The 26,544-nt window shown below is 39.8% G+C and carries 20 protein-coding genes and 3 tRNA genes; 9 read left to right on the forward strand and 14 right to left on the reverse strand.

Annotation, left to right across the window (positions count from 1 at the left end; all coding sequences use genetic code 11):
* The first annotated feature begins 313 nt into the window (after positions 1-313).
* The 5 genes from BUE31_RS08815 to BUE31_RS08835 all read left to right on the forward strand — a co-directional run bounded on the left by BUE31_RS08815 (position 314) and on the right by BUE31_RS08835 (position 5,734).
* Positions 314-1,519 (forward strand): head maturation protease, ClpP-related, encoded by a 1,206-nt coding sequence (locus BUE31_RS08815; protein ID WP_073402503.1) that lies wholly within the window; start codon positions 314-316, stop codon positions 1,517-1,519.
* Between the two features lie 111 nt (positions 1,520-1,630).
* Positions 1,631-2,839 carry a hypothetical protein gene (locus BUE31_RS08820; RefSeq protein ID WP_143167065.1) on the forward strand — a complete coding sequence of 403 codons (1,209 nt, stop codon included), beginning with the start codon at positions 1,631-1,633 and terminating at the stop codon, positions 2,837-2,839.
* Between the two features lie 121 nt (positions 2,840-2,960).
* A complete protein-coding gene (locus tag BUE31_RS08825) occupies positions 2,961-3,545 on the forward strand; it encodes a hypothetical protein (RefSeq protein ID WP_073402507.1) in 585 nt (194 codons plus the stop codon).
* Between the two features lie 125 nt (positions 3,546-3,670).
* Entirely contained in the window at positions 3,671-4,960 is a 1,290-nt protein-coding gene (locus BUE31_RS08830; RefSeq protein WP_143167066.1) for a hypothetical protein, read from the forward strand.
* A 153-nt stretch (positions 4,961-5,113) separates the two neighbouring features.
* Entirely contained in the window at positions 5,114-5,734 is a 621-nt protein-coding gene (locus BUE31_RS08835) for a DUF6712 family protein (RefSeq protein WP_073402511.1), read from the forward strand.
* A 39-nt stretch (positions 5,735-5,773) separates the two neighbouring features.
* On the opposite strand, the gene BUE31_RS08840 is transcribed toward BUE31_RS08835, so the two are convergent.
* Entirely contained in the window at positions 5,774-6,472 is a 699-nt protein-coding gene (locus BUE31_RS08840) for an FkbM family methyltransferase (protein ID WP_073402513.1), read from the reverse strand.
* Positions 6,473-6,822: 350 nt separating this feature from the next.
* Between BUE31_RS08840 and BUE31_RS08845 the strand changes: the two genes are divergently transcribed.
* The gene (locus BUE31_RS08845; RefSeq protein WP_073402515.1) at positions 6,823-7,662 is read left to right on the forward strand and encodes a hypothetical protein; all 840 of its coding nucleotides are present in this window, start codon (positions 6,823-6,825) and stop codon (positions 7,660-7,662) included.
* Between the two features lie 93 nt (positions 7,663-7,755).
* On the opposite strand, the gene BUE31_RS08850 is transcribed toward BUE31_RS08845, so the two are convergent.
* The gene (locus BUE31_RS08850) at positions 7,756-8,451 is read right to left on the reverse strand and encodes an acyltransferase family protein (protein ID WP_073402517.1); all 696 of its coding nucleotides are present in this window, start codon (positions 8,449-8,451) and stop codon (positions 7,756-7,758) included.
* Between the two features lie 185 nt (positions 8,452-8,636).
* Positions 8,637-9,749 (reverse strand): acyltransferase family protein, encoded by a 1,113-nt coding sequence (locus BUE31_RS08855; RefSeq protein WP_073402519.1) that lies wholly within the window; start codon positions 9,747-9,749, stop codon positions 8,637-8,639.
* 230 nt (positions 9,750-9,979) lie between these two features.
* Here BUE31_RS08855 and BUE31_RS08860 point away from each other — a divergent pair, with 230 nt between their 5' ends.
* Positions 9,980-10,288 (forward strand): hypothetical protein, encoded by a 309-nt coding sequence (locus tag BUE31_RS08860; RefSeq protein WP_073402521.1) that lies wholly within the window; start codon positions 9,980-9,982, stop codon positions 10,286-10,288.
* A gap of 13 nt (positions 10,289-10,301) precedes the next feature.
* On the opposite strand, the gene BUE31_RS08865 is transcribed toward BUE31_RS08860, so the two are convergent.
* The 3 genes from BUE31_RS08865 to BUE31_RS08875 all read right to left on the reverse strand — a co-directional run bounded on the left by BUE31_RS08865 (position 10,302) and on the right by BUE31_RS08875 (position 11,771).
* Positions 10,302-11,429, reverse strand: a complete 1,128-nt coding sequence (locus tag BUE31_RS08865; RefSeq protein ID WP_073402523.1) for an acyltransferase family protein — start codon at positions 11,427-11,429, stop codon at positions 10,302-10,304.
* 75 nt (positions 11,430-11,504) lie between these two features.
* Positions 11,505-11,588, reverse strand: a tRNA-Leu gene (locus BUE31_RS08870).
* A gap of 99 nt (positions 11,589-11,687) precedes the next feature.
* Positions 11,688-11,771, reverse strand: a tRNA-Leu gene (locus tag BUE31_RS08875).
* A gap of 209 nt (positions 11,772-11,980) precedes the next feature.
* On the opposite strand from BUE31_RS08875, the gene BUE31_RS08880 reads away from it, so the two are divergent.
* The gene (locus BUE31_RS08880) at positions 11,981-12,997 is read left to right on the forward strand and encodes a WD40/YVTN/BNR-like repeat-containing protein (protein WP_073402525.1); all 1,017 of its coding nucleotides are present in this window, start codon (positions 11,981-11,983) and stop codon (positions 12,995-12,997) included.
* 113 nt (positions 12,998-13,110) lie between these two features.
* A tRNA-Lys gene (locus BUE31_RS08885) sits at positions 13,111-13,183 on the forward strand.
* A 356-nt stretch (positions 13,184-13,539) separates the two neighbouring features.
* Here BUE31_RS08885 and BUE31_RS08890 read toward each other — a convergent pair.
* From BUE31_RS08890 to BUE31_RS08925, 8 genes are all read right to left on the reverse strand, one after another.
* Positions 13,540-15,879, reverse strand: a complete 2,340-nt coding sequence (locus BUE31_RS08890; protein ID WP_200801895.1) for a family 20 glycosylhydrolase — start codon at positions 15,877-15,879, stop codon at positions 13,540-13,542.
* A gap of 50 nt (positions 15,880-15,929) precedes the next feature.
* Complete coding sequence (locus BUE31_RS08895) at positions 15,930-17,756, reverse strand: beta-N-acetylhexosaminidase (RefSeq protein WP_073402527.1); 1,827 nt, start codon at positions 17,754-17,756, stop codon at positions 15,930-15,932.
* A 217-nt stretch (positions 17,757-17,973) separates the two neighbouring features.
* Positions 17,974-19,497 (reverse strand): alpha-L-fucosidase, encoded by a 1,524-nt coding sequence (locus BUE31_RS08900; protein WP_083619549.1) that lies wholly within the window; start codon positions 19,495-19,497, stop codon positions 17,974-17,976.
* 116 nt (positions 19,498-19,613) lie between these two features.
* A complete protein-coding gene (locus BUE31_RS08905; RefSeq protein ID WP_073402529.1) occupies positions 19,614-20,909 on the reverse strand; it encodes a DUF5690 family protein in 1,296 nt (431 codons plus the stop codon).
* A 28-nt stretch (positions 20,910-20,937) separates the two neighbouring features.
* Entirely contained in the window at positions 20,938-22,095 is a 1,158-nt protein-coding gene (locus BUE31_RS08910) for a TIGR03364 family FAD-dependent oxidoreductase (RefSeq protein WP_073402531.1), read from the reverse strand.
* 8 nt (positions 22,096-22,103) lie between these two features.
* Positions 22,104-23,555: a phosphonoacetaldehyde dehydrogenase gene (gene phnY, locus BUE31_RS08915; RefSeq protein WP_143167067.1), complete on the reverse strand. Its 1,452-nt coding sequence runs from the start codon at positions 23,553-23,555 to the stop codon at positions 22,104-22,106.
* Positions 23,556-23,611: 56 nt separating this feature from the next.
* Positions 23,612-24,853: a phosphonoacetate hydrolase gene (gene phnA, locus BUE31_RS08920; RefSeq protein WP_083619552.1), complete on the reverse strand. Its 1,242-nt coding sequence runs from the start codon at positions 24,851-24,853 to the stop codon at positions 23,612-23,614.
* A 786-nt stretch (positions 24,854-25,639) separates the two neighbouring features.
* Positions 25,640-26,542, reverse strand: a complete 903-nt coding sequence (locus BUE31_RS08925; protein WP_073402533.1) for a metallophosphoesterase family protein — start codon at positions 26,540-26,542, stop codon at positions 25,640-25,642.
* Between the last annotated feature and the right edge of the window lie 2 nt (positions 26,543-26,544).

Consider the following 26,544-nt stretch of genomic DNA (forward strand, 5'->3'; position numbering starts at 1 on the left):
GATTAAGCTGATTAATGGATTTATGGGATGCTTGTCAATTAAAATCGCGAAAATCCTTTAATCCCAAAAATCCTGGTTCAGAAACAATCATACTGACAAAACACTGTCAGCACCCAATCAAAAACTTATTCCGATCTTTGAATTATGCCAATTAGCATATAAAACATTGAAACCTTTTTGTCATCTTGAGTGAGTGAGGCATCTTAGCAAAGCGACTTTAACGTCGCACAAGTATCACGGTGACAAAAAACGTCAAATTCATCTTTCGGACTTTACTGACTTTCGGACTACAAAAACATCTCAAATCTCAATCATGAGCTACAAAATTTACTTATACGATACCGATGCAGATTGCATAGGTTCCGGCAACTTATCATCAGCTTACATCCAGTCGCAACTGGAAGCAGCAGCCGGGCAGGATGTGGAAGTACACATCAGTTCGGCAGGCGGGAGCGCATTTGATGCCATCGCTATTTATGACCTGCTCAAAAAATACCAGGGCACCGTAACCACTTACATTGATGCTCTTGCCGCCTCGGCAGCTTCAATAGTTGCCATGGGCGGTAAAACAGTAGTAATGAGCAAATATGCACTGCTCATGATCCATAAACCGCTGGTAGGCTCGGGTGGCAATGCCGATGAGCTTTTAAAAGATGTGCAGATGTTAAATATAGTCCAGTCACGTTTGGCGCAGATCTATATGGATAAAACCGGGTTGGACGGAGTTACAGTTAATAGTTTGATCAACTCCGTCACCTGGTTATCTGCCGATCAGGCGCTTGATCTTGGTTTTATCAACCAGGTAGAGGATTACAGCACTGATATCACCAACAGCGCCATCATTAAAAACTATATCAGCACAGCACCTGCCGTGTACCAGAGATGCATTAACAGAATCCTAACCAATAAAAACAACATGAACATCGAAAACAAAGAACTTATCGAAAAAACCACATCGGTTCTGGATAAGATTATGAACTTCTTTAAGAAGGTAGTAAACAAGCAAACCATTACTGACAAAGGCACACTGCACCACACCGGCGAAATGGATGAAGGCACAGAAGTGTACCAGGATGAAGACATGACCACACCCGCTCCTGCCGACACCTACACCACAGCAACTGGCAGCAAAATTGCCGTAAAAGGAGGTCAGGTGCAACAGGTAATCCCTGCAGAAACTGATCCGGATGCCGCCCCGAATGCTGCTGAAGACGATGATGAAACAACTACCGACAAGTTCAAATCAGCCAAAAAACCAATGGCTATCCAAAACAAACTGCAGGAAATTAAAGCAAAGCTGCATGCGCAAAACGCTTTATTAGCCGAAGCAAAAGAAGCCCTGCAAACAGCAAACACCCGCCTTCAGAAAACCCGTGAAAAAGTAAAAAATGAAATCAAATCAGACTTTACCCCCGAAGGCTCTAAACGCAGCAACAAGGCCAAAACAGAACCTGTTGCATTCTTCGCACCAACCAGCACTTTGGCTAAAAACGCAGTTAAGAAAGCGATCGCGAATTAGTCCATGGACGATGGTCAATAGACCATAGCAACTTCTCTTACCCCACTAAACCATGGACCATCGACTATGGACCATGGACAATCAAACACAAAAAAATCCTTACAACAAAACATGGCTCAATTTACATTTACAAACAACACCTATGCCGGCGAAGCGCTGGCCGGGTTTATGGCAAGCACACTACTGGAAGCCGATTCCGTAAAACGCGGACTGCTTACTGTTATTAACGACGTTAAAGCACGCAAGATAATCCTTGACGTTGATGATGACGTAGTATTACAGGATCCATCAGGCATCTTCCACGACCAGGGAACAACTGCCCTGCAAAACGAAAGCTATCTTGACCCGGTAGTGTACGAATTTATGAAACAGGAACAGTGGGACAAACTGATCCAAAGCTGGGAAGCCCAAAGCTTAAAACCCGGCGCATTTTTAGACTATGAAGGTGTAGTTGACCTCTCAGACTTTATGGTGCAGCGTTACTTAACCAAGATCCAGATAGCTAACGAGCGTTTATACTGGCTGGGTAAAGGCTCAACCAAAGAGGCTACATTTACCGCTGCATTCCCCGGCTTACTGCCAACCATTGCGGCAGCTTCAGGCGTTTACAAAGTTGGATTAGCCAAACCGGCAACTTCAATGGCCGCAACTGCAATTAGCGCAACCGGCATAGTAACCGTGGCTGATACATCAACCCTGGCTGATGGTGATGTGGTTACCATCACCGCAGTAACCGGTACCAGCAAGGATACTACTAATGGTACTCCGGGTATTGATCTGCAGGGACAATCATACTTCATCCAAATAGCAAGTGCAACCACATTCAAACTGGTGCGTAACTACAATGAGGTAAATAGCCGCAAGCCCGCTACTTTTGCTAATACTTCAACGGCAGCAACAGTAAGCTACATCAACGTGAGCAATGTGCTATCAGTATTAGGCAGCGTTTATGCCCAGCTTGATCCGGCAGACCGGATCCAGGATGATTTTAACCTGCAGATCCCTTTACACGTAGGTTATGCTTACGCACAGGCACAGGCTAACAAAGCACTGAACGTTATCAATGCCTTTACTGATATGAAGAAGATGGATTACTTAGGCATCCCGTTACAGATCATGAACCACTGGCAGGCCAACACCATTTTGGGTGCACGTTCATCAAACCTGTTTTTAGGGGTCGATTTGTTAGGCGATGCTTCAGAACTGTCAACCGTTTACATGAAGCCTTACACCAATGATAACGTAGTGCGCATGAAAGCCCGCATGAAAGCTGCCGTAAACTACAAATTTGCTAACGAGCTGTTTTATCTGAGCGCATAAGCGCGGTTGATTAAGTGAGTGGTTGATTGAGTTGTAAAAGCTAAAACATATCAATCCTCCTTAATCAGCCTATCCCAACCCAATCAACTTAATCAACCCAATCTAACTTAATCAACTAAAAATGTCAATCTACAATAAAATAAACGCAGGGTTTAGCCTAGGGACAGACTCGCCCGTTACTGCCGGTATTGAGGATGTGATCTACATCTTTAACCAGGATGATATTACCCTAACATATGATACCCTGAATCCGCTTATAGTTAAAGGGCTTACAGCCGTAAGTACCGCTAAGGTGTACAAATTCGAGGGAACAAACAACAGCTTCAACACCATTTCAAAACTGGCAAAAACCGCTGTTGGGCCACGCTATACCGAAGAAATTGATTTTAACATAGCCGGTTTTTCGGTAGATGTTAAAACTCAATTAATGGCAATGGGCTACGGTCGGGTTTGCGCCATAGCAGTAAACAACTATAAAAGCAGCGATTCAGCCATTGAATTATTCGGCGCCGTAAATGGTTTAATATTAACGGATGCCGAACGCACCGCAGCTGATGAAACCCTTGATGGAGGTTACAAGCTGAAGCTAACCAACCCCGATAAATTAAGGGAGCCTTACCCACCACGTGCAGTATCCATCGCGCCAGAAAGCGGCACAGCAACTTATGCAAGTACGATTGCTGCCCTGGAAGCATTAACTGCTTAGTCATTGGTCATTGTGTCATTAGTCATTTTTTTGAGATGGCTAATGACCTTGTATCTCTAAATGGGTTTTCACTTAACAAACACCCCACCAATGACTAATGACCAATGACATAATGACTAAATAATATGAAAACTTACTTACCACAAATAGAACGCCGCATCTTCGTAAGGCCAAATCAAACTTTCGGCATCCTTAATTACGATATGGATAATGCCTATCCACAGCGGATGCTCGAGCTGGTGGCAGCCTCTCCTACTGCAAAAGATTGCTGGAACAAGCGGACAAAGTTCATAGCCGGCAATGGCTTTGAACAGCCGGAACTGGGTAGGCAGGTCATCAACCCAAAAGGTTTAACGTTAGCCAAGCTGCTAAAAGCTGTAGCTACTGACAAGGCTCTGTTTACCGGTTTTGGCATCCATGTAAATTACAATGCCAATTTTAAAATAGCATCAGTAAATTATATAAAGTTCGAGGACATTCGCATGGGAGATACTGACTGCCCTGATACTGCCGATAAATATGCCATCTACAGCGACTGGGGTCGCAAGACCTGGAAGAACATCATGCGCAGCAAGATCACCTTCCTTGATAAATACAACCCTGATCAGCAGGCTATAAAAGACCAGGTGCTGGCAGCAGGCGGATGGCAGAACTACAAAGGGCAGCTTTATTACTTCAACCCCGAAGTAGATGATTATCCATTGATAGAAGCCGACAGTGTTTGGGAAGATTTTGAAACCGAAGCCGGCATCAAGGTCTTTAACAATCGTGAAGTTACAACTGGGTTTCTCCCGTCAACAATGCTTTTTATGCAATCGCGAAGAGAGGAAGCAGATAATACAGCTCCAGATAGTGATGAGCAACCTTACAATAACACACCATCACAATTGGAAAAAGACCTTGGTTCATTCCAGGGAGCAAAGAGCGCACAAAAGATCATTGTTATTGAATATGAGGATGAAAGCTCCAAACCAGAATTTAAACCCTACTCTATCCAAAACAACGACAAGCTTTTTGAAATCACCGAAAAATCTGTAGAGGCGCGCATTATCAAAGGCTTTTCTATCCCTAAAGAGCTGATCAATGCTGAAAAATCATCCGGCCTGAGCAATGGCGGCGAAAAGAAGCAGGCCATCTGCGAATTTAACGATAATACAGCGCCCGACAGGCTGGAACTGTCTGAAGCTTTTGAAGAGATCTTCAGCCACTTTTACACCGGCATCAACCTCAAAAACAACTGGAACATATTACCGGTACCGGCTAACGTTGCCGATGATATTGCCGGCATAAAAGCCGGCAACAGCATTAACCAATTGCTGCTATCCACAATCCCTATCGAAAACAAAATAGCCATCCTGGTTTATGCCTATGGTTTTAAACAAACAGCGGCCGAGGCGATGTGTAGCAGGAGTTGATTTGGTTGATTAAGTTAGATTGAGTTGATTAGGTTTTAAATACTGCCCTTGAAACCTCTATAACACTAACAACATCCCCCCCCTAACTCAATCAATCTACCGAATCCAACTCAATCAACCCAATCAACTAACTCCAACTTAATCAACTAAAAAATGCAACTAATCAACCAAACAACATTTCAGCGATACGAGGATATCTCTGTAAACATAAAACCCGAACGCCTGAACGTATTCATCAAAAAAGCGCAGGACCTGGATCTGAAACCATTTTTGGGTCACGCTTTATACTATAATTTCATCCAGTATTTTAACGAAGATGGAACAATAAAAGACGATGCCCCACAATCTTACAAAGACCTGTTTAATGGCAGCGAATACCTGGACAAATACGGGCATATAGTTTTATATGAAGGTTTGGCACCCACGCTGGTTTACTTCACCTTCGCCCGTTTTATTGAGGCTGATGCAGTGCATTACACCCCAACAGGCCCGGTAGTAAAACACCACGATAACGGAGATGCCGTAGCGCCAAAAGACATTGTAAAACTGGTGCAGCAGCAACGCAGCGTAGCCAATGCCCATGCCAACGAAGTGGAAAAATTCCTTTTTGATAATAAAAACGATTTCCCGTTATGGCGCTATAACGACAAAAACAAAAGCAGCAGGCAATCTGGTCCGAGGATCAGAAGCATCGATAAAAATGATTTTAATTATCCGGGGTATGGTGCAGCAGCAACCGACGGCCATTTGCCCTTTTATGAATTCATGAACTAAACATGGTTTAAGGATTGACTTGTATCAGAAAAATCAGAATTAAGCAGCGCCTTTTACTATTCTTTTCAAAGGCAACGTATTTGAGGGAGATATAGCTAGGAAATTAGAAAAAGCAAAAAACTCACCATTTTTTCTTACGTCATAAGTATACAACCCATCAGGTTTAATGAGGTATACTTTATATCCACAACCTTCCAACAATTCATATGCACTTAATAAAGTAGAGCCAGTCATTGTCCATACATAATTATATTCGAATTGAATAAATCCAATCTTATGATGAGTTATAGCGTCCATAGCACCTTTAAGTATTTTTAAATCAAACCCTTCTGTATCAATCTTAAGATAATCTAAATGTTTTAATTGTAACCTTGATAATTCAGAATCCAGCGTTGATGTTTCAACTTCGATTTTTGAACTGTTGCCAGATACCCATTTTTCTGAAGCAGATGACAATTCTCCGGCGTTCTCCTGTTCGTAAAAATCAAGCTTTCCAATGTGATCACTCAAGGCAATTTTAGTAATCTGTACGTTACTAAGATCCTTAAACCGGTCTGAAATAATTGAGAATGCACTATTTCCGGGTTCATAAAGATATATCGAGGTCAAATTATTACCTGAATTTTCTAAGATATAAGAAGACCAATTTCCTTTATTAGCGCCAACGTCAAAATAACTATTGCAAGTTGGCATAAGAAAATTCAAAACTAAATATTCACCATTAATATCCGGCGACATACTTTTAACAGCATACCGTTGAACAATTATTCGATTACACTGATTTCTAACCTTAAAAGCTAAAAGTGTAATTATCCGGGAACTTGCTAAAATATTTTGGATGGTAGTTAAGAATCTTCTTTTCATTGTCACTCAATTCACAATACTATCATATATGAGTGATGCAATATAAAAACTTTTTATCCTTAGTTAGCTTAAGAGGCAAATAAATGCAATTATTTCACTAAAGTTTATTAAAGCAAGATATGAGAAGATTGCAAACCCAATAATACATAAGCCTTAAAATAAGATCATACTTATTAAACTTTCAAAGCTTTGAATCTCATTTAACAACATTAATTAACAAACTAATGCCAACAGACAAAAAAATAAGCGAATTACCTATAGCTACGTCAGTAAATGCGTCGGATATATCGTTGCTTGTAAATGGCGATACAGATTATCAATATACTTTTACTTTATTGCTGCAGTTTTTGCAGGCGAACCTTACTGTTGGTGCAAATTTATCCTTTGGTACAACCTTGCCACAAAACGCAACAGGCAAAAACGGCGATGTATTTGTAAACACTTCATCCGGATCGTTCGCACAAAAAGTATCCGGCATCTGGACTGTTGTTTACACCCTTCCCGCTGCAGATGCCGCCGATGGAACTTTACTTTACGGCGCCGGGTTGCCGGCTTTAGCAACGGGTAAAAACATGGATAGCTATATCAATACCTTAACCGGCATCTTTTATAAAAAAGCAGCAGGAGCATGGTCGCAAGTCTTCTCCATGGCCACCGGTCCGCAGGGCCCACAGGGAATCACCGGAACCAATGGTACAAACGGGCTAAATGGTAACACCATACTGTCCGGCACCATCAATCCATCAAACAGCACCACGGGCGTTAATGGAAATTTTTACATCAACACTTCTAATTACACAATTTTCGGCCCAAAAACGGCAGGAATTTGGGGAGATGGAGTATCGCTTTTAGGGGCAGGTGTTCCAAACGGAGGCACAGCAGGACAAGCATTAGTAAAGGTTGATGGGAGTGATTTTAATACCGACTGGCAAGACAACTCATTTGCAAACCTTTCCGGCAATCCGGCTGATAATGTTAATCTCTCAATCGCTTTAGCCGCCAAGCAGAATAATTTAGATTTCACACCCGAAAACACAATAAACAAAAACCAAGCAAATGCCTGATGATCCTATAACAAGTACGGCATATATTATTACTATGTAAAGAAAAATAATGTTATAATGAATGAATGTTAAAGCTATCAGCCCTAAACATATTTAATAATCAATTATTATATATTTTCTCAGGATATAAGCCAGGCTGCCTGCAAAGAAAAACGGAACCGGTTTGTTCCAATAAATAAATAATTGCTCATAATTAAACGCATAAAGCAGGATCAGCGTAGTAAAGATCAGAACTGTAAACCATTTCTCCTTAAAAACACACATAATACCCATAATGAATGTCAAAAAATAACATCCAACTTCAACCGGTAAAGTCCAAAGCGGGCCATTAACGGTGCGGGGGTCATGATTGGCATCAAACATACCAGGGAGAAAAAACCTTACATTTTGAAGCGTTATGTTACGAAACAAATAACTCCAGGTAATTTTGGAATTAAAATATTGAAATACGGTTAATTTAGACACTACAGGCCCGACTAAAAATACAGTAACAATGGTGCATACTATTAATGCTGGCCAAATCCGGAATATTCGCATTATGATAAATGCCTGCCTACTTGGGCTATTCACAAAGCTCGCTGTAATAAAAAGTCCGCTTAAAAAGAAAAATATATCTACAGCCAAACCTCCACAATTTAGATCCGGAAAGTAATGGCTTACTGGTTCGGGATATCCATCATTCCTGAATAGCTGGAATGAATGCCCAAACACAACCATTAAAGCCGCTAAAAGCCTTATCAAATCAAAATTATTATTACTCCTCTTTATAACAGTTTCAAGTTTGACCATTTAGTATCCCAAAATTCGAATTTAAAGTTTATTTGGCCTGCGACAAAACGATTAATGCTAATTCAACAACTCTCCATATTCAAACATCAGCCCTGATAAAACCTTATGAGAATACTGAATCAAAATTCAACGTTCGTAATGACACCAGCTGCACTTGATTTAAATGGCTTTATCCTATCCACTCCTTAAATAGTTCTGAATTTTCCTTTAAGATTCAAAAATTTACTTTCAAAAAAAGTGTACGAAGTATAAGATACCGCTAATAAAGCAATCCCATTTAATAACAATGAATCTGAATATTTAAAATATCCTTTCCATGGTTGACTTAAAGTAAATAATTGCTGCCATATATAAATACTATATGAAAGCTTGCCCACCTTAATTAAAATTGGATGATTTAATATCAATGAAAAAAAGTTAGCACCTTTTAAATTAAGAACAATTACATAGCTAATTAAAGTAGGAAAAATATAAATGAGTGCGTTCCAATTCAGAACGCCGGTTATATGAAAGCAGATAGCTACAACGAAAACAATAAGGCTTAAAAAATATGGTTGTCTGTCATCTACGTTTATTATTCGCTTAAATATTAAAATAGATGTGACGGATCCTATAAGGATTGATGACGTGCCCCAACCAAGCAAATAAGTAAAAGACAAAATAAATTTACCTATAATTTGATAATTAAAGGCATGAAATGAAAGCTGACCAACTATAATAATAAATGGCAATGTAATTAAGATCGGTAATACCAGAAACAGGTATTTTTTTATAGATCTAACTAAAATGAAAGGGAAAAGCAAATAAAATTGTTCTTCAACGGCTAAACTCCAAAAATGTGCTGTTTGCCAATTGCCGCCCTGTTGTATAGGAAAATTCCTCAAATAAAGTCCAGCTATTAGAAACATTCTTAAGGTTGTATCTAAATGAAAAATATAGGTAAGAATTAAGAGACAGAATAAATAAAGATATGCAACCGGGAATATTCTTAATATCCTCCGAACGTAGAATTTTTTTAAGGAAACTTTTCCATTTCTAATTTTTTCTTTCAATAAAAGCGTGGTAATTAAAAACCCACTTATTACAAAGAATATGTCGACTCCTATGCTCCCAGGGAAGTAATTATCCCAAGCTTTTCCTAGCAAGGAATGAGCCAATACAACAAAAGTGATTGAAATTGCTCGTAGTCCGTCTAATCCGGATAAATATTTCGCTTGAAATACTTGTGGTATTTCTTTTATGTCAGCATCCAACTTTTGTTTGAAGATATCGAAGTTTTGCTTTAAAGAAGTATGCATTTTCAAATAAACCAAATATTAACGGATTAAATACTTCAATAAAAAAATTTTAATCCTCAAAAAACTTTACAGCGCATTCGTAGACAAATACCAAATTCCATATCAAATCTTAAGGACGTTTAAAAAGAGTTTACAGGTACTATCAGTTCTGCGGATTTTTTCAACAGTAAAACCGGTTCAGGCCCTCTCATTATTATTATAAAAACTAAACTATCCAAAAAACATAAACTATGACAGCTATCGAAAATCATCAGATAAAAGGCATTACCATAAAAAACGTGGTGGTTACAATCATTAGCACTGCCAGCATTGTAGCATCAGTAGTTACTACTTATTTTGGTCTTAAGGCAGACATTCAATCCATAAAATCGTCGCAGGAAACTGAAGAAAAAATAACTAATCTTCGAGTTACAGTGCTTGAAAATCAGGTAACCTTGCTGCAAAAAGAAATGGATGTAATTAAAGGCAACCCAAAGCCACAAAATCCATCGGTTAAAGTTAAATATCCCGCTTTATTAAGTGTAGTAGAAAAAAGATAGCATTCCCAGGTATTTACTCATTTGTTTCCACTAAGCCACCCCAGGTTTTCACTTTGCTGAATTTGTACTTCAAGCTAAGAAAATACCTTTCGAACAGGAAGTACGACAGGCATGAAACAATCATAATAAAAATTAAATTATACGGAAACGTTATCAAGTACCATGGCAATTTGGGATTACCGTACGTAAATACTTGCTGCCAAATGTAAATACTGTACGACAGCAAACCAATAAAAGAAAGCACCCTCGAATTTAGCAGCCTAAAAATAACAGTCGGCGAGGCGACTATATTACTGATAATGATGTAGGCAATTAAAACAGAAATCGTTAAATTGGTATAAACCGCTTTAATGCTGTAAAATTGATCGTATTGAATGAAGAAGATTATAAATATGGCCACTAGATTTCCAGTTGTTTTATAGGATAGCAGCCATTTGTAATCAAGCTGCTTTTTATATACAAACATTGCAAGCAGGCACCCTACAGCTATGGCCTGGAATTTAAAAAGCAGACGCGTAAGCAAGTATAAAAAGCCATTGTCGGGTATGTTCAAAAGCACCTGGAAGCCGCAAAATACAGGCAAAACAGTAACTATAACCAAGGTATAAATAAAAAACACCTTAAAGCTTCTTTTTAGTATAAACGGGAAAATAATATAAAACTGTTCCTCTACAGATAACGACCAATAATGCACTAGTTCTTGCGTATAAGTATGCTTCTGAAAAAAGCCCGAATTCATTAAAAATAGCGAGGCGTTGATAAATTGAAAATAAGGTATTTGTAAATGAAACAGAATATTAAGGGCGATTATTAATATGATGTACAGGTAAGCAACAGGAATTATCCGCAATATGCGTCTTAAATAAAAATTTTTTAATGACACACCCCCTGTTAATTTGTACTCCCTTAAGCAAATACTGGTGATTAAAAACCCGCTTAAAACAAAAAATATGTCAACACCCAGGGCACCGTTAAAGCAAAATGAATAAACAGGATTGCGGGACAGGTGCAGGTGAGCCATTAACACCATAATAATGGAAACACCTCTTAAACCATTTAAGGAAGGATAATATTTTTCATCAACTGCTGTTGAAACCAATTGAGATTTATTTTGCAGCGCTTGCTTATTACCAGGTACCATTTTACATCGATATAATAAAAGCAATTACCTACAGCCGAGTTGATTAAAGCAACATAGTCTAACTTGCATTGGGTGTGCCCAGGAGCGGATTCGAACCGCCACATCCTTACGAATGCCACCCCCTCAAGATGGTGCGTCTACCAATTTCGCCACCTGGGCATATTAAAAAAGATTTGAGATGTTAGATTTGAGCATGAGATTAATAGTTATAAACCTGTCTCAATATTCAAATCTAATGTCTCAAATCTAAAATGGATGTGCCCGAAGAGAGACTCGAACTCTCAAGAGACAATTCTCAACGGCTTCTGAGACCGCAACGTTTACCAATTTCGCCATCCGGGCATTATGAAAGAGATTTGAAATGTTAGATTTGAGGTATGAGACAATTCATCTCCATACTTATATCTCACGTCTCACATCTTCTAACCGCTGCAAATATAAATTTTTAATGCAAAACGCCATTCTATAAATATAAAAAACTACAATTGGTTGCAACTTGGCGATGTAAAAATTAATTTCGGGTAAACTATTCAATCCTTTATCCTGGTAAAATGAAAAAAATCCGCCTGTTGCAATTTGGTTTCTTATCACTTTTTTTGTTGATCACCGCTTGTTTAAAAGCGCAAAGCATATTAAAATTACAAGAGGGCAAACCAACCAGTATCCGTGGTCTATCTGTAGTGGACGACAGTGTAGCATGGATCAGTGGTAGTCACGGATATATTGCCATTACCCGCGATGGCGGCAAAAACTGGACATGGCAGCAGGTAAAGGGATTTGAAAAAACCGATTTCAGGGATATTGAGGCTTTTTCTGATAAAAGCGCGGTGATCATGAGCTCAGGTACACCGGCATTGGTTTTAAAAACTAATGATGGAGGTGCAAACTGGCAGGTAAAATATAGAAATACCGATACAACCTATTTTTTAGATGCCATGGATTTTAACAAACCAAAACATGGTTTAATATTAGGTGACCCCATCAACAACAAATTTTTATTGCTTGAAACCAATAACGGCGGCGAAACCTGGAGCCCATTTAAAGATGAGCCATATGCAATACCTGGCGAGGCTGCGTTTGCTGCAAGCGGTACCTGTTTACGGGTTATAGATAGTAAAATATTTATAGCATCAGGAGGAAAAAGCAGCCGGCTGCTGTCCTGGTCAAATAAAAACGGTTGGGATTATGCAAACTTCCCTATAACACATGGAAAGCCCAGCCAGGGATCATTTTCTGTTGCCATCGGCAAAAAAAATAATGTATTAATTGGCGGAGATTATGCAAATGATAAAAAAACAGACTCACTAGCAGTAAGCTATACCGCCCATCCTTTTAAATTTTTAGGCCCACCGGTTAAACAACCTGCTGGTTTTCAATCGTGTGTAGAGTTTATTATGGGCGATACATTCCTCTCAACGGGTACACCTGGCAGCAATATTACAACCGATGGCGGTAAAACATGGACTAAAATTGATGATATTAGTTTTAACGTTTGCCGCAAGGCAAAACGTGGAAAATTGGTTTTATTAGCCGGCAACGGTGGAAAAATAGGCATTTTTAAAATGTAGAAAGCTGGCAATGAAGCGCTTAAAAACATTAAAAAATAAATTAAAATAACACTTGCATCCATAGCCTAATAGTCCTATATTTGCACCACTTTAAACGGAAACGCTTAAAGTATGATTCCGTAGCTCAGCTGGTAGAGCATAACACTTTTAATGTTGGGGTCCTGGGTTCGAATCCCAGCGGGATCACTGAAAGCCACCACACGGTGGCTTTCTTCATTTTAATACTTTTCCAAGCGAGTTTCGGAGGATCAGGGATCAATCAGAATTCTTGTGGGGGAATAAGAAAAGTATTTATTTTGCATAAGCATAACAAAATACGAACACCCTTGTTATCTCCTTACGAAACGCTTGTCCGTCTTATTTTACCTGAAGGTATTTTAGAATACTTTGAATTGACCAATGTTACCCAGACAGAGACTGGTCTGAATATTTATCTTGAAGAGAAGAATATAGTAACCTCCGGTACTTAGTTACGGACACGCAGAGGTACCTTTCCAGCATGGTGATGATTTGTTAAGCCGGTGGCTCCTTTAGCAAGCCTATTACGGCTTCAAGTCCTCAATTTCTTTATCTGACAATACTTTGTTCCATATTCGCAATTCATCTATTTTTCCATTGAAACCACCAACCATTTGCAATGGGAAAAACAAAGTCTCCATTTTTATCATTTTTGTTTTGTCTTTATCCGTAAATTGAATGAAATCGCCATACAGTTTCTTTTGTAGTGCGCCATTTATATAAAGGATTGTTCCCTTATTAGTACCGGCAATTACAATATGGGTCCATGTGTTTTCCGGAACGACATAATCAAAATCGAAATCATACCCCTCCCTTGAAAACCCTAATTTACCTGTGTTTCCCTGTTTTAACTTAATTACAGCATTTGGCGATTTAAAAACAATAGCGCCATTTTCATTATTATTTGAAGGATTGATCCAAAAGGAAACGGTATAATCATAGCCGATCTCTTTATAGGGTAATTTGGCAAAACTATTTTTCCCTGAAAAAGACAAGGCGTTTCCTTTCATCCCCGCCGCATAAGCTGCCTTTTGAAGGTGTATGTTTTTATTTCTTTTATCGAAATTAAAAAAGGCGACCATTGGCTGATCTGTTTTTCCCATTTTCCCACGGATATTCAACGAGGGGCCCTCACCTATTTTTTTACTTGCGTCTTCAAAATCGTCATACCCTGTAACAGTATGGCTTCCCGTCCACATTTTTTCAGACAGTACCTGCATTGCGGGAAACACACGGTCATGCACATCTTTTTCACTGATGCCATTTCCTACAATATCGTTCCATTCAGCAAAAGAGCCGCCTATAATAGTGGGATCGCCGGGCAGGAAATTCACATCCCCTATCATTGAAGGTGTCCAGTTGTTATAAATATTTTTAGTATCCAGGTAATCATAATAATAGCCCGCAGCGGGCACAATATACAGCCAGCCGTCGGGCGTACTGATCTGATTATAGCCCAGCTTTTTCATTTCAACAGGATTGGCATAACCGTTGTACCAGGTGTTCATGGTTACATTTTTTACGGTTACAGGCGTAGTGCCCTGTGCGTGTGTCAATGCCCCCCAAAGCCTTACATCTTTCCCAAAGCCTTGTACATACTTAATAAAATGGTCGGTAAAAGCGCGAAAAGCTTCCGCATCTTTTTTGGCATATTCATCGGTACCAATATGAACCTCCTTACCCCTAAATACAGGATGATCGCCTGATATATACTCTTTAAACACGTTTTCAATAACTGTGTAAGTAAGCGGATTATGCAAGTCGAGGTGATCCATTCCATACAGCTTACTGCCAATTTCAGGAACCGCTTTGGTAAAAGCCAGCGCATGTGCAGGCACATCTATTTCCGGAATAATGCGCACTGCATAATCATCTGCCAATTGCTGCAATGCAATAAATTCCTTTTTGGTATAAAAGCCGCCTTTAGCAGTAAGACCAGGATAGGTAGCATTTTCTAAACGGAAGGCCGAGTAGGTACTGTCCCAGCTATTATTAAAATATTTTTTAAACCCATTATCGCTCAAATGAATTTGAAAATCATTCATCTTGTAGTAAGACATGAATTTTACATAATCACGCAGAAACTGAAGCGTAAAAAATTTACGTCCATCGTCCAATACAAAACCGCGCACTTTAAATTCAGGGTAATCACGCGCAATACCACAGGGGATGGCTTTCTTTTGTTCCAGTAATTGTAACAAGGTTCTTGTGCCCCAAAACAATCCCTGGTATTTTAATGCGCTGATGGTTATAAAGTTTTTAACCTCAAAATAGTAGCCTTCTTCACCAATAGCCGTATCTTTTTCCTGCAAGGTTAAATAAATATCGCCTTTTTGGGGTTTACCCGTTAATATTTTCAGAATAAAACCGCTTTGTTCTTTTAATTCCTTTTGCAGAATCCCGGCTACTTTTTGCAACGCTTGTGTATGAGCATTTACAACAATCCTGGAAGAGCGGGTTAAAGAGACATCTCCCGCCCCACCATGCCATTCCCGTAATGAAGGGATGACAAAGGGTTGCGGATTAATTCCTTTATCTATAAACCTACCGGGGACCGTTATTTGCTTTGAAACATCATATTTAACAGTATCGTTATTATTGCTTATCAACTGAAAATACAGGTTTACTTTTGTTGCAACCAGGGGCTTAACAATCCTGCCTGTACTATCAATTACCGGTGTATAATCGCTTCCCTTCAATATTAAGTGACACCCATCAGGGCTTGCCGGAAAAGTGATTTTTTTATCGCCCGGCTTTATTGAAGGGACATCGGGAACGGACTGTGTAATTGGGTGGTTACTTTGGGAAAATACAAAACCCAAAGTGAAAAGCATCAAGCTTACAGACAGGATAAATTTTCTCATTTATATATTTTAGTTTATAAATAATTCTTTAAGCGTAACATTAAACCTGCTTATTTAAGATCCACGCTAAATTCATTACTTACCCTGTTTGCCGGTGTAACTATAATATACTTCAGGGTTAACGGCCGTCCATTAGTAAAAGGTGTTGTTATTGAACCATCGTATAGGTTTGTTGTGTTGTCTGCCTTATGCCCATCAATCGTATAATATACTTTGCTATCTGCAACCAAAGGGGTGATGGTTATTTTTTTTCTTCCTATTTGTGTGTCGTCACTAATCTTGATATCTGCTTCGGGGATCCTGTAATTTACTCCTGATTTTTCCAGGTTCTTTAAAAACACCGGTAGCCTGTTTTTGCTAAAACTTTCGTAATCCTTATCCGCTGGTTTAGTCCACCCAACCTCTGCAAGGGCAATCGCTCTCGGGAATAGCATATATTCCAATTTGTTATTAGTTGCCACATACTCTGTCCACATATTTGCCTGTACCCCTGATATGTGTTTTTGCTGATCGGGGGTTAAAACAGCAGGTAGCGGATTATAATTATATACAACATCCAATGGTAAAAAACCACCAATAGCCAAAGGTTCAGTCTTGCCATCTTTAGCCTGGGCATGGTCTACATACATGTTACTACCCGGCGACATGATCACATTATGCCCCTGTTGTGCTGCCTGGATCCCTCCCTCTTCACCTCTCCAGCTCATTACCGTTGCGTTAGCCGTTAAGCCGCCTTCTAAGATCTCATCCCAGCCTATCAAATTCCTTCCGTTTTTATTTAAAAACTTCTCTATCCGGCCAATAAACCAGCTTTGTAATTCATTTTCATCTTTTAAGTGATTATCGTGTATTACCTGCTGAGCAAATGCTGAATTTTTCCATTCATCTTTTGGAACCTCGTCTCCGCCGATGTGGATATATTTACCAGGGAAAATAGCCATAACCTCGGTTAACACATCTTCTAAAAATTTAAAGGTTGGCTCACCCGGGTTATAAATGGTATTATGCACACCCCAATAACCCGGCACTGTATATGGACCTGTTCCATTACCCAATTCAGGATAAGCGGTTAATACTGCGGTACTATGGCCGGGCATTTCTATTTCAGGAATTACCTCTATATTTCTTTCTGCGGCATATTTTACAATTTCACGCGCCTGGTCCTGGGTATAAAAGCCTCCGCTCCTTTTTCCATCATAAATAAATGGTTTGAAATCGCCATACCCGCCAATAATAGTTGAATCGCGCCATGCGCTGATAGTAGTTAGCTTGGGATATTTTTTTATTTCTAAACGCCAGCCCTGGTCGTCAGTTAAATGCCAGTGAAACCTGTTTAATTTCAGGCTTGCCATTACATCAAGGATCTTTTTAATTTCACCTACCTCAAAAAAATGCCGGCCAACATCTAACATTAATCCTCTATAAGCAAGGTTTGGCTGATCTTTAATATTCACTGCCGGAACTGAAAGTTGATTACCACTTACATGAATTAATTGCAATAAAGATTGAACACCATAAAAAACACCACCTGGCTCTCCGGATATTTTTATACCATTATTAGTTACGTTAAGTTCATAACCTTCATGTGGTAATTTTTCCGCCGATAAGGTATTTAAAGTGATAGCGCCTGTAGCTACACCATTATTTATCCCTAATGTAAATCCATACTTTTTCTGGAAGAAGTAATTGAGCATACCTGCCACTTTCATGGCTTCGGCTCCTTTTGCCACTATATTGGTGTGTTTGCTGATGGTAAATGATCCTATGCCTTTTTCTAATAAGGCAGGTTTTGGAACAATTGCAGCGTCATTTGTTTGCTGAGCAAATGCAATGCTTCCCGATAGGACCAGGCAAATAACCAGGTAGATTCTTTTCATAATAAGTATGGTTTTTATTTAATAATTTTATTTTAGTGTGTCTTTTCAAGCGTTTACTGACCTTTTAAATCATAACAAGACCGGCAGTGGCCGGCCTTGCTAATCAATCAATCAACTAATTAACCAATCTCACCTGGTTATTCTTTAAACAAGTAATCTTGTTTGTATCTTAATCATTTCATGCAGATAGATACCTGCTTCCGAAAAATCAATAGTTTTACGGCTGTTTATATAAACCCATAGCAATTAAAGCAGGGTTAGATCTTGACGATATTATTTTTAGCCTTACCCTTTGAGCTGTAATTGCTTTAAAACGGATCAGTCTTTTCGCACCAACGGTGGTTCCTTCAGTTATCAGTTCCCAATTTTTGCCGTCGAAATACTCCAGGTTAAATTTTTCAATGCGCTGGCCAATCGCGATATTTTCCTGCAAAAGCAATACATCAAATGTTTGTGGTTTGGCCAGGTTCATTTGTATAGTTGCGGTGGTATCCTGGTTTTTGGTGGTCCAGTAATTATTTACGTTGCCATTTAACAGCGCCCTGGGGTTTATGCCATTTGCCGAGATGATCTTTGTATCTTTTACCAGGTTGGTTTTAAATGTATTGTCAATTATGTTTTTCCATTCCTTTAAATTTTTCTGATCCTGTTCATTGATCAAACCTCGTTTGTCAGGCGGAATGTTAAGCAGCAGGACAGAGTTGCGGCCAACTGAACTATAGTAAATATCCATCAGTTTTTCAGGAGATTTTACTTTGGTATCTTCTGCTTCATGGTAAAACCAACCGGGCCTGATAGAAACATCCGTTTCGGCAGGATACCATACCAGTTCTTTAGCCTTTGCTATCTTATCCCGGCTTCCCAGGTCGTCGCCGGTCATATCTCCTTTAGGAGCAAAGGAAATATCTTTTTGGGAGTTTTGTTCAGTACCGGTATTTGACTGCTCATCAAGCGGCACTACGCTCCATTCAGACTGGCGCCCATACCCGCTTTCGGTACCTACCCAGCGCACATCAGGGCCCATAATAGCTATCACAGCACCTGGCTGCAAGCTACGGATAAGGCTATACCAGGCTTCAAAGTGATATGCCGGTTTTTTACCGTTAGGGCCGGTGCCATTAGCGCCATCAAACCACACCTCGTCAACTTTGCCATAATTACTCAATAACTCGGTAAGCTGATTCATGAAATAAGCATTATACTTTTCAGTATCCCCATAGTCGGGATTATTTCTGTCCCATGGTGAAAGGTAGATCCCGAATCCAATACCCTGCTGATGACAGGCATCGGCAACCTCTTTCACAACATCTCCCTGCCCGTTTTTCCATGGACTATTTTTTACCGAGTGTTCGGTATATTTACTTGGCCACAGGCAAAAACCGTCATGATGCTTTGCCGTTACAATAACTTGTTTTATTCCTGCCTCTTTGCACGTACGCACCCATTGTGTTGCATCAAGATTGGTGGGGTTAAATAGCTTGGTATCTTCTTTACCATCGCCCCATTCCTGGTTGGTAAAGGTGTTCATGCCAAAGTGAAGAAATGCCGTTAACTCCAGTTGCTGCCAACGCAATTGCCGGGGCGACGGTGTAATATTCGCAGCTTTAGCAATAATGTCCTGCCCATTGTCAGATGCATTGATCACAACATAATTTTGTGTTTTTTGAGCATAAATAGCGGTAGTATTAACTACTGCTAAAAAAAAGAATACCCGGACAAACAGTAACATTATTTTTTTCATTATTGAGATCGAATAGAAGATGAAATTATAAATTATCTTTCCTGATAAAGAGATTTTAAGGATACTTACACTGCGCAAACGTTTGATAAATTGATAAACATCGTCATACTGAGTAATCAGGCATTAAACGTTCCTGTAATTGGGCCCTTAATCCCCATTTTACGGTTAAAGAAAATAGCTGACAAAACAAGCAATAAAATGCAAATACCTGTAAGCAGGTAGCTAAACTGCATCAGCACTTTAGCCCAGCTTAAATTTTTCATAAAAAACTCTTTGTAAAGCAATAATCCAACGCTGCCCAGGTATCCAACAGAATCACAGATATAAACAAAGAAACCTGCGTTTGCCTTTATTTTAAATACGGCTATCATCCGTTCAAATAAAACAACCTGGACAGGTGTATAGGCCAAAAACATCCCCATACCAACCAAAAGCATCCACCAAAATGGATTTATAATATGGAGGTGAAAAAGCAATGTACTGCCGCCGCTTAACAACAAACCCAAAGCAATTAAGTATTGCGTTCCCCAAAAACCTTTTATGTTATTCCGGATCAGTGAAATACTTCCTATAGCAGCTAATACAATGATGCCTGTAATTGTTTCGGTTATCGAGAAGATGGCTTTATTCCAGTGAGGGTCAATCTCGTTCCATATTTCTACCGAAAAATTATCCCTAAAATCTCTCATGGTGGTAAGTATGGTATAAATTAGCCCAATACCTATTATACCCGGCCCATACTCTTTTAAAACATTTTTTTTGTCTTCATTAGTCATTGGTAAGCGTTCAACACGCAATAGCTTATCAGTTTCTGAAGGTTCGGGAATCACTGAGAGCATCCATACAAATATTAAGAAGAGCGGCAGAAAAAGCAAGCCAATAATACCGGGCATCCAAAATTCAGAAACTAATGGAAACCATCCATGTACTATAAAATAAATGGTTTTTAAAATTCCGGATGATACGATGAGGCTAATACTGAGCCCCATTGCCAGCATTTCTGTAAACCGCCTGCCCTCAAGGTAGCTAAAAACAATGCCCCATACCATTCCCAGCGGTAATCCGTTCAGAAATAAAAAGAAAAAATTGTAAGGATATGGCACCAATCCAAAAAGGAGAAGGCCTGCTTCTGAAAAAAGAATCAGCCTGATAATGAGCTTTACCCTGCCGGATGCTTTGAGTTCAGAAATTACTTTGATGCCTATAAATTTTGAAACCATATAGCCAAGCACCTGCGCAATAATTAAAACAGCCTTATAGTCAAGGTCCCAAAGGGTTAACCCGGTATAAGTTCCGCTGGTAAATGGCTTTCTGAAGGCATACATACAAAAGTAAGTGCCAAAGGCGGCCAGCATACACCAAAATATAAAGAACACTTTTGAATGCGTAAGTAGCTTATTTAACTGATTCATCCGGGTTGATCAATAAACTGGTTAAAAATCAGTTGTAAATATCCTTTATGCTGGCTTCGGCGTAACCGGCGGCACAGGTCATGCCCTTACCTCCTATGGCGGTTCGGATATGTATTCTGCCTTCTATATCAGCTTCAACCACATGTTTACTATTATGTTGCGGATAAAATCCGGCCCAGGTAGAAGCTATTTTACGGACATCGAAATTCACAATATTTTGTGCCTCTTTTAACATCAACTCATTGATAGCGCTGTTAACATCAAACCCAAGATCATCGGTATGGTTTACATCTGCGTATTCGTGTGAATCGCCGATAATAATGGAACCATCCACTGCTTTTTTGAATAAAAGGTGTACTCCCCATTTTTTTAACTCCGCGTAATGCTCTGGAGTTGTTAGCTTAGCAAAAGACGGGCATTCCTGGAATGATTCATACCTGCGGATAGACAGGCCCGTTAAAATATTCCCTTCCAGTTGCACTTCCGGCATCGGAACGGTTTTCATCATTTGTAGCTTACAAAGGATGATCCCGCTATTTTTAAACAGATCGGCAAAAAGTAATTTAAATTCCCCTCCGCTGCACACAATTACTTTTTCGGCTATGAATTTTTCCCTGGATGCAGTGGTTACCTCCACATGATCGCCAATAACCTCGCAATCAACAATAGCGGTTGCCGGTTTGTAGGTAAGATTAGGATATTTTTTAGTGGCATATTCAATTAAACGATGGATCAGCTTATCCGGTTCCACGCTTAATTCCTGCGGGAAGAAAATGCCGCCTTTGCAATATTCCATTTTTAACGCCGGCCATTGGGTTAAACAGTTTTTTGCTGATAATATTTCCGCCCCATAACCAGAAGCATCCATACGTTCTTTTAACTCATGCGCCAGTTGTAATTCGTCAGCATCCGAAGCAAGATAAACCGTTCCGTTGTTCCGCACGCTAATGTCAAACTCCTGCTGGATCTCTTTATATAATTCAGCTGTGCGGGTAGCATAAGCAAACCAATCTGACGACATCCCTGAAGTTACCACCTGGCCGAAATTGCGTACCGTGGCATTTACCGGGTACTGATCCTTTTCGGTTAGCAGTACTTTTTTACCTAAACGCGCAGCGTGTATAGCGTGAAATGTGCCCAATATGCCTGAGCCAACCACTATTAAATCAAATGTTGAGTTTTCCATTATTTTAATTACCAGGGCATTGAAAATGTTTTTACATAAGTGAAGCATTTGATAGCTTCTATCACTCCTTCTTTTATGCCAAGGCCCGAATCTTTGATGCCTCCAAAAGGAGAACTCTCAATGCGGTAACCCGGCACCTCATTGATATTTACGGTGCCTACCTGCAATTCTTTCACAAAGCGAATGGCATTCTCCATGTTAGAGGTAACCACACCTGATGATAAACCAAAAGCGGTAGAATTTGAAAGGGCAATTGCATCATCAAGATCTTTAAATGTAAGGATGGGAGCCAGTGGACCAAACGATTCCTGAACCACCATTTGCGCATCCCGGGGGACATTTATAATCACTGTAGGCTGTAACAAGGCGCCAGTGCGCTTGCCACCTAATAAAATTTTTGCACCTGCAGCTACTGCTTTGTCTACCACATTTTCAAGGTATATGGCAGCTTGCTCGTCAATAACGGTTCCAACTTTAGTTTTAGGGTCTGCCGGGTCTCCGCAGGTATATTCTTTTGCCTTTTTAACAAATCGTTTTGTAAATTCTTCAGCGATGCTATCATGTACCAAAATGCGTTTTACAGCAGTACAACGCTGCCCGGAGTTTCTGAAAGATCCCTCAGCGGCCAGCTCAACTGCCAGGTTAAGATCTGCATCTTCTAAAATAATCAGGGGATCATTACCGCCAAGTTCCAGGATCACTTTTTTATAACCAGCGGTTTGGGCAATTCTTTTGCCTACAGCTACACTTCCTGTAAAGGATACCAGATCAACCCGTGGGTCCTGTACCAGCGCTTCCGCAACATCTTTAGTGTTACCTAAAAGAACACTCAGCATATAAGCAGGCAAGCCTGCTTCATATAATAGCTCAACAAAACGAATAGCGGTTAAGGGTGTTTTTTCGGATGGTTTTAAAATTACCGGGGTACCTGCAGCCAATGCAGGCGCAATTTTGTGAACCACCTGGTTAAGCGGATGGTTAAACGGAGTAATGGCAACAGCAAGTTTTAATGGCTCGCGGAGGGTAAATATCTTTCGCTGTTTACCATTTGGTGATATGTCGCATGAGAATACTTGTCCGTCATCTTTTAAACATTCCATAGCTGCAAAAAGCAGTACATCATGAGCTCTGCCTATTTCATAATTAGTTTCAGTGATGCACAAGCCAGATTCGGCCGTAATTAATTGTGCAAACGCTTCTTTCCTTTCCAGTAATAACGTTCTTGCTTTGTCCAGAACGCTGTATCTTTCGTAGCGGTTTAATACCTTCCCGCCTTTCAAAGCCATTTCAATGGCTGCTTGCGTATCGCTTAAACCTGCCATTTCTACCGTTCCAACCGGTCGCCCGTTGTATGGGTTATTAACAACTAATTGTTTCCCTGAAGAAACCGGTTTGCCGGCAACCAGGGAAGCTAATTTTATTATATTTTCAGTAACAGTTAACACTTCTTCTTTCATCATTCTTCGTAAAATTGAATGCAGGTAACACTGCATTTTAAAACCATATCAGATCCAGATCAATTAGTGCCATTAACCGCAAAATCAAATACATCAAAATTGCGCGGATCGCCCTGTGTTTTCATTTTGTAAGCTGCATTTAACGGGTGCGATACCACTAAAGGCACCATTTCTTCATATCTTCCTCCATGCGAGCGCAGGGTTCCGTCAAGGGCTTTCAGATCGTGGTGCGCCGCTGTTTTCCCCACCACAACATCGCGGGCAGACAGTACGAACAAGTCGCCTGTACGGTCTGCCGGTTGCTCTAAGATCCGGCAGCCAGTTGCTTTATCATACACTTCCGTAATACCAGGCTGCAGGGCAAGCCAGTTTTTCACCTCGCTGATATTTGAAGTATCATCCACATAAACTATTACATATGAGCCCAGTGCGCCATGGTGTTTTACATAAGGATCAGTAATAGGGCAAATAACCCTGAAACCCGCACCAAATTTTTCTGTTAGCATGGTTTCAATAAACAACACATTTGGTGTTCCATCCGCTTTAACCTTGGCATTCATGCCGTGATCAGCAGTAGCGCCTATTATGGCGCCCAGCTCAAGCATTTTTCCTAATTCCACATCCTGTGCTTCATAAAATGCCAATGATTCTTCCGTGTCAGGCGCATAGGTATGCTGCATATAATCAGTTAATGAAAGATATAAAAAATCGGCCATGCCTTTTTCAATTAATGCTACACCCGCACGCAAAACAAACAGGCTGGCATCAGCGCTATAAATAGCGGGGGTTTTATGCCCGATAACCGCTTCTGCATTTTCAATACCGTGGGTATCCAACTTTGCCTGGTCTGCTTTTTCGGCAGAGAAAGCGATGCCGTTCAATTTGTGCGAAAGGATATCGCGTAATTTTTCTTTGGCAGTTACTACGGCTACTTTACGCCCTGCATTAGCCGCGGCAGCCAGCAATGTATCGGCCCTGAGGTATTCTGATGAGTTCATCATTACTTCCTGGTCTTTTTCAGCATCATAAAAAAAATTGCCGCAAATACCATGAACCGCCGGACTTACCCCGGTTACTATTGATGAATTGTTTACATTGGTAAATGATGGCAAGGCACCCCGCACCATACCCCTGTAACCCTGTAATGCCATTTTTTTAAGATTCGGCATCCGGTCATGAGCCATAGTAGTGTCAAGGTATTCATCTGCCGAACCATCCATACAGATAACTACGATGGGTTTTGCAGATGGGGTGTACGTTATTCCGTTTGCTGAAAAGGGTTTTGTTGAAATATTATTCATTATTTTTATTTATTGAGGTAGTTCTTATATTTTTAATTGTCTTGTAAAAAAGCCGTATTACTACGACCCTTAAATTAATGTAAGTTCGACATAAGCAGACGGTCATCTAACCCAAAACCCTTCTCCAACAGCGTTGAGGCGAAGCGCAAGTTTGTGTATCTACCCCGCCAACGCGTTCCATGCGTTCCATTTTTGCACACGGAACACCCGGAACGTTGTGAAACATGCTGATTATCAGATACTTGGATAAGTGTTCCATTTTCACAAGCGGAACACCCGGAACAGCGTGAAACATGCTGATTATCAGATACTTGAGTTATATCAAAGATTAAACAACTGTAAGTACCTGATAATCAATCACTATATTACTAACCTTTATATCAAACTCCCGTTAAATTAACCAGTGCTTTTTAATCATCTTTAAAAAAGAGCCGCATTGCTGCGACTCCTACTCAACCAAATTAACCAAGCTCATATTCAATTACACTTTCAACTTTATCAGACCGGACTTTACTTACTTGTTGCAATTCCCCGGCTGACAAATTGCACTTAACAAATATAAATACTTTCTAAACAAAAGTAAACAAATACTAAACTTTTTATAAAATTATTTTCTTATAAACTTACACAACACGCAATAATAAGGTCAAAAAGATTCAAGTCAATAATAATTGTTTAGTAATACTAAATATAAAAATAGTTCCTCCAGGTTATCAGAAATCATGAAAAAGCCTTATGTTTTTATTCATAAGGCTTTTTTCAATATGAAAGAATTCACATCATTATTTAAAAGGCATGCGGCTTATATACGTTTTTAACGCTGCCATCCTCATATAGTTCAAGAATGGCATAACCCGGAGGCGTTTCTTCATAATATCCGTCGCCGGCAGATTTTTCATCACCTTTACCCCACCAATAACCACTCATTGCGCCATTGCAAAAATATTGTGTACCATTATAGGAGGCGGTGTCCAGTAAGTGATTATGCCCGCTTAAACATACTTTTACTTTATCCCTGTGTTGATAAAATAAAGTTTTCAGCTTTTTATAATCTGAATGCATGCCCCCTTCCCAAAATGGCGTTACACCCAGTATGGGGTAATGCGACATCATCAAAACAGGCTGATTTGCAGGTAATTTTTCAAGTTCGTCCTTTAACCAGGCAAATTGCTTATCGTCTAAAGTAATAGATGGATTATTACCATCTAAAATAATAAAATGCCATCCAGATTTAGTAAAACTATAATACCGGTTTGGGATACCCAGGCGTTTTACCACATAATCTTTACCATACATTTCGTCTGACTTATCAGGGGCGACCCACCATGGATCATGATTCCCGATACAGCTGTGCACTTCATAACCTTTTAATCCTTTGATACAATCATCCCATAAATTCCATAGCTCAGTAACCCTTTCGCGCTTTACGGTGTCATACGAAGCATCAAAAATAGAATCGCCTCCGTTCAGAAAAAAATCCACCTTTTCGCTTTTAATTACTTCCAGGCATTTCTTGAATTTTTCGGGCGCATCAAGATCAGGCCGGATGTGAACATCGGTTATATGTGCAATTTTTAATGCAAGTTTATTCTTTACATTTTCTTCCCTTTCAACAGCTTTGCTGCCTTGTGTTATTAAGCCCGCAGCCGCCAGGATACCTGCTTTTTTTAAAACGTCTCTTCTTTTCATAT

The organism is Mucilaginibacter sp. OK098, assembly GCF_900142915.1.
Taxonomy (GTDB): Bacteria; Bacteroidota; Bacteroidia; order Sphingobacteriales; family Sphingobacteriaceae; genus Mucilaginibacter.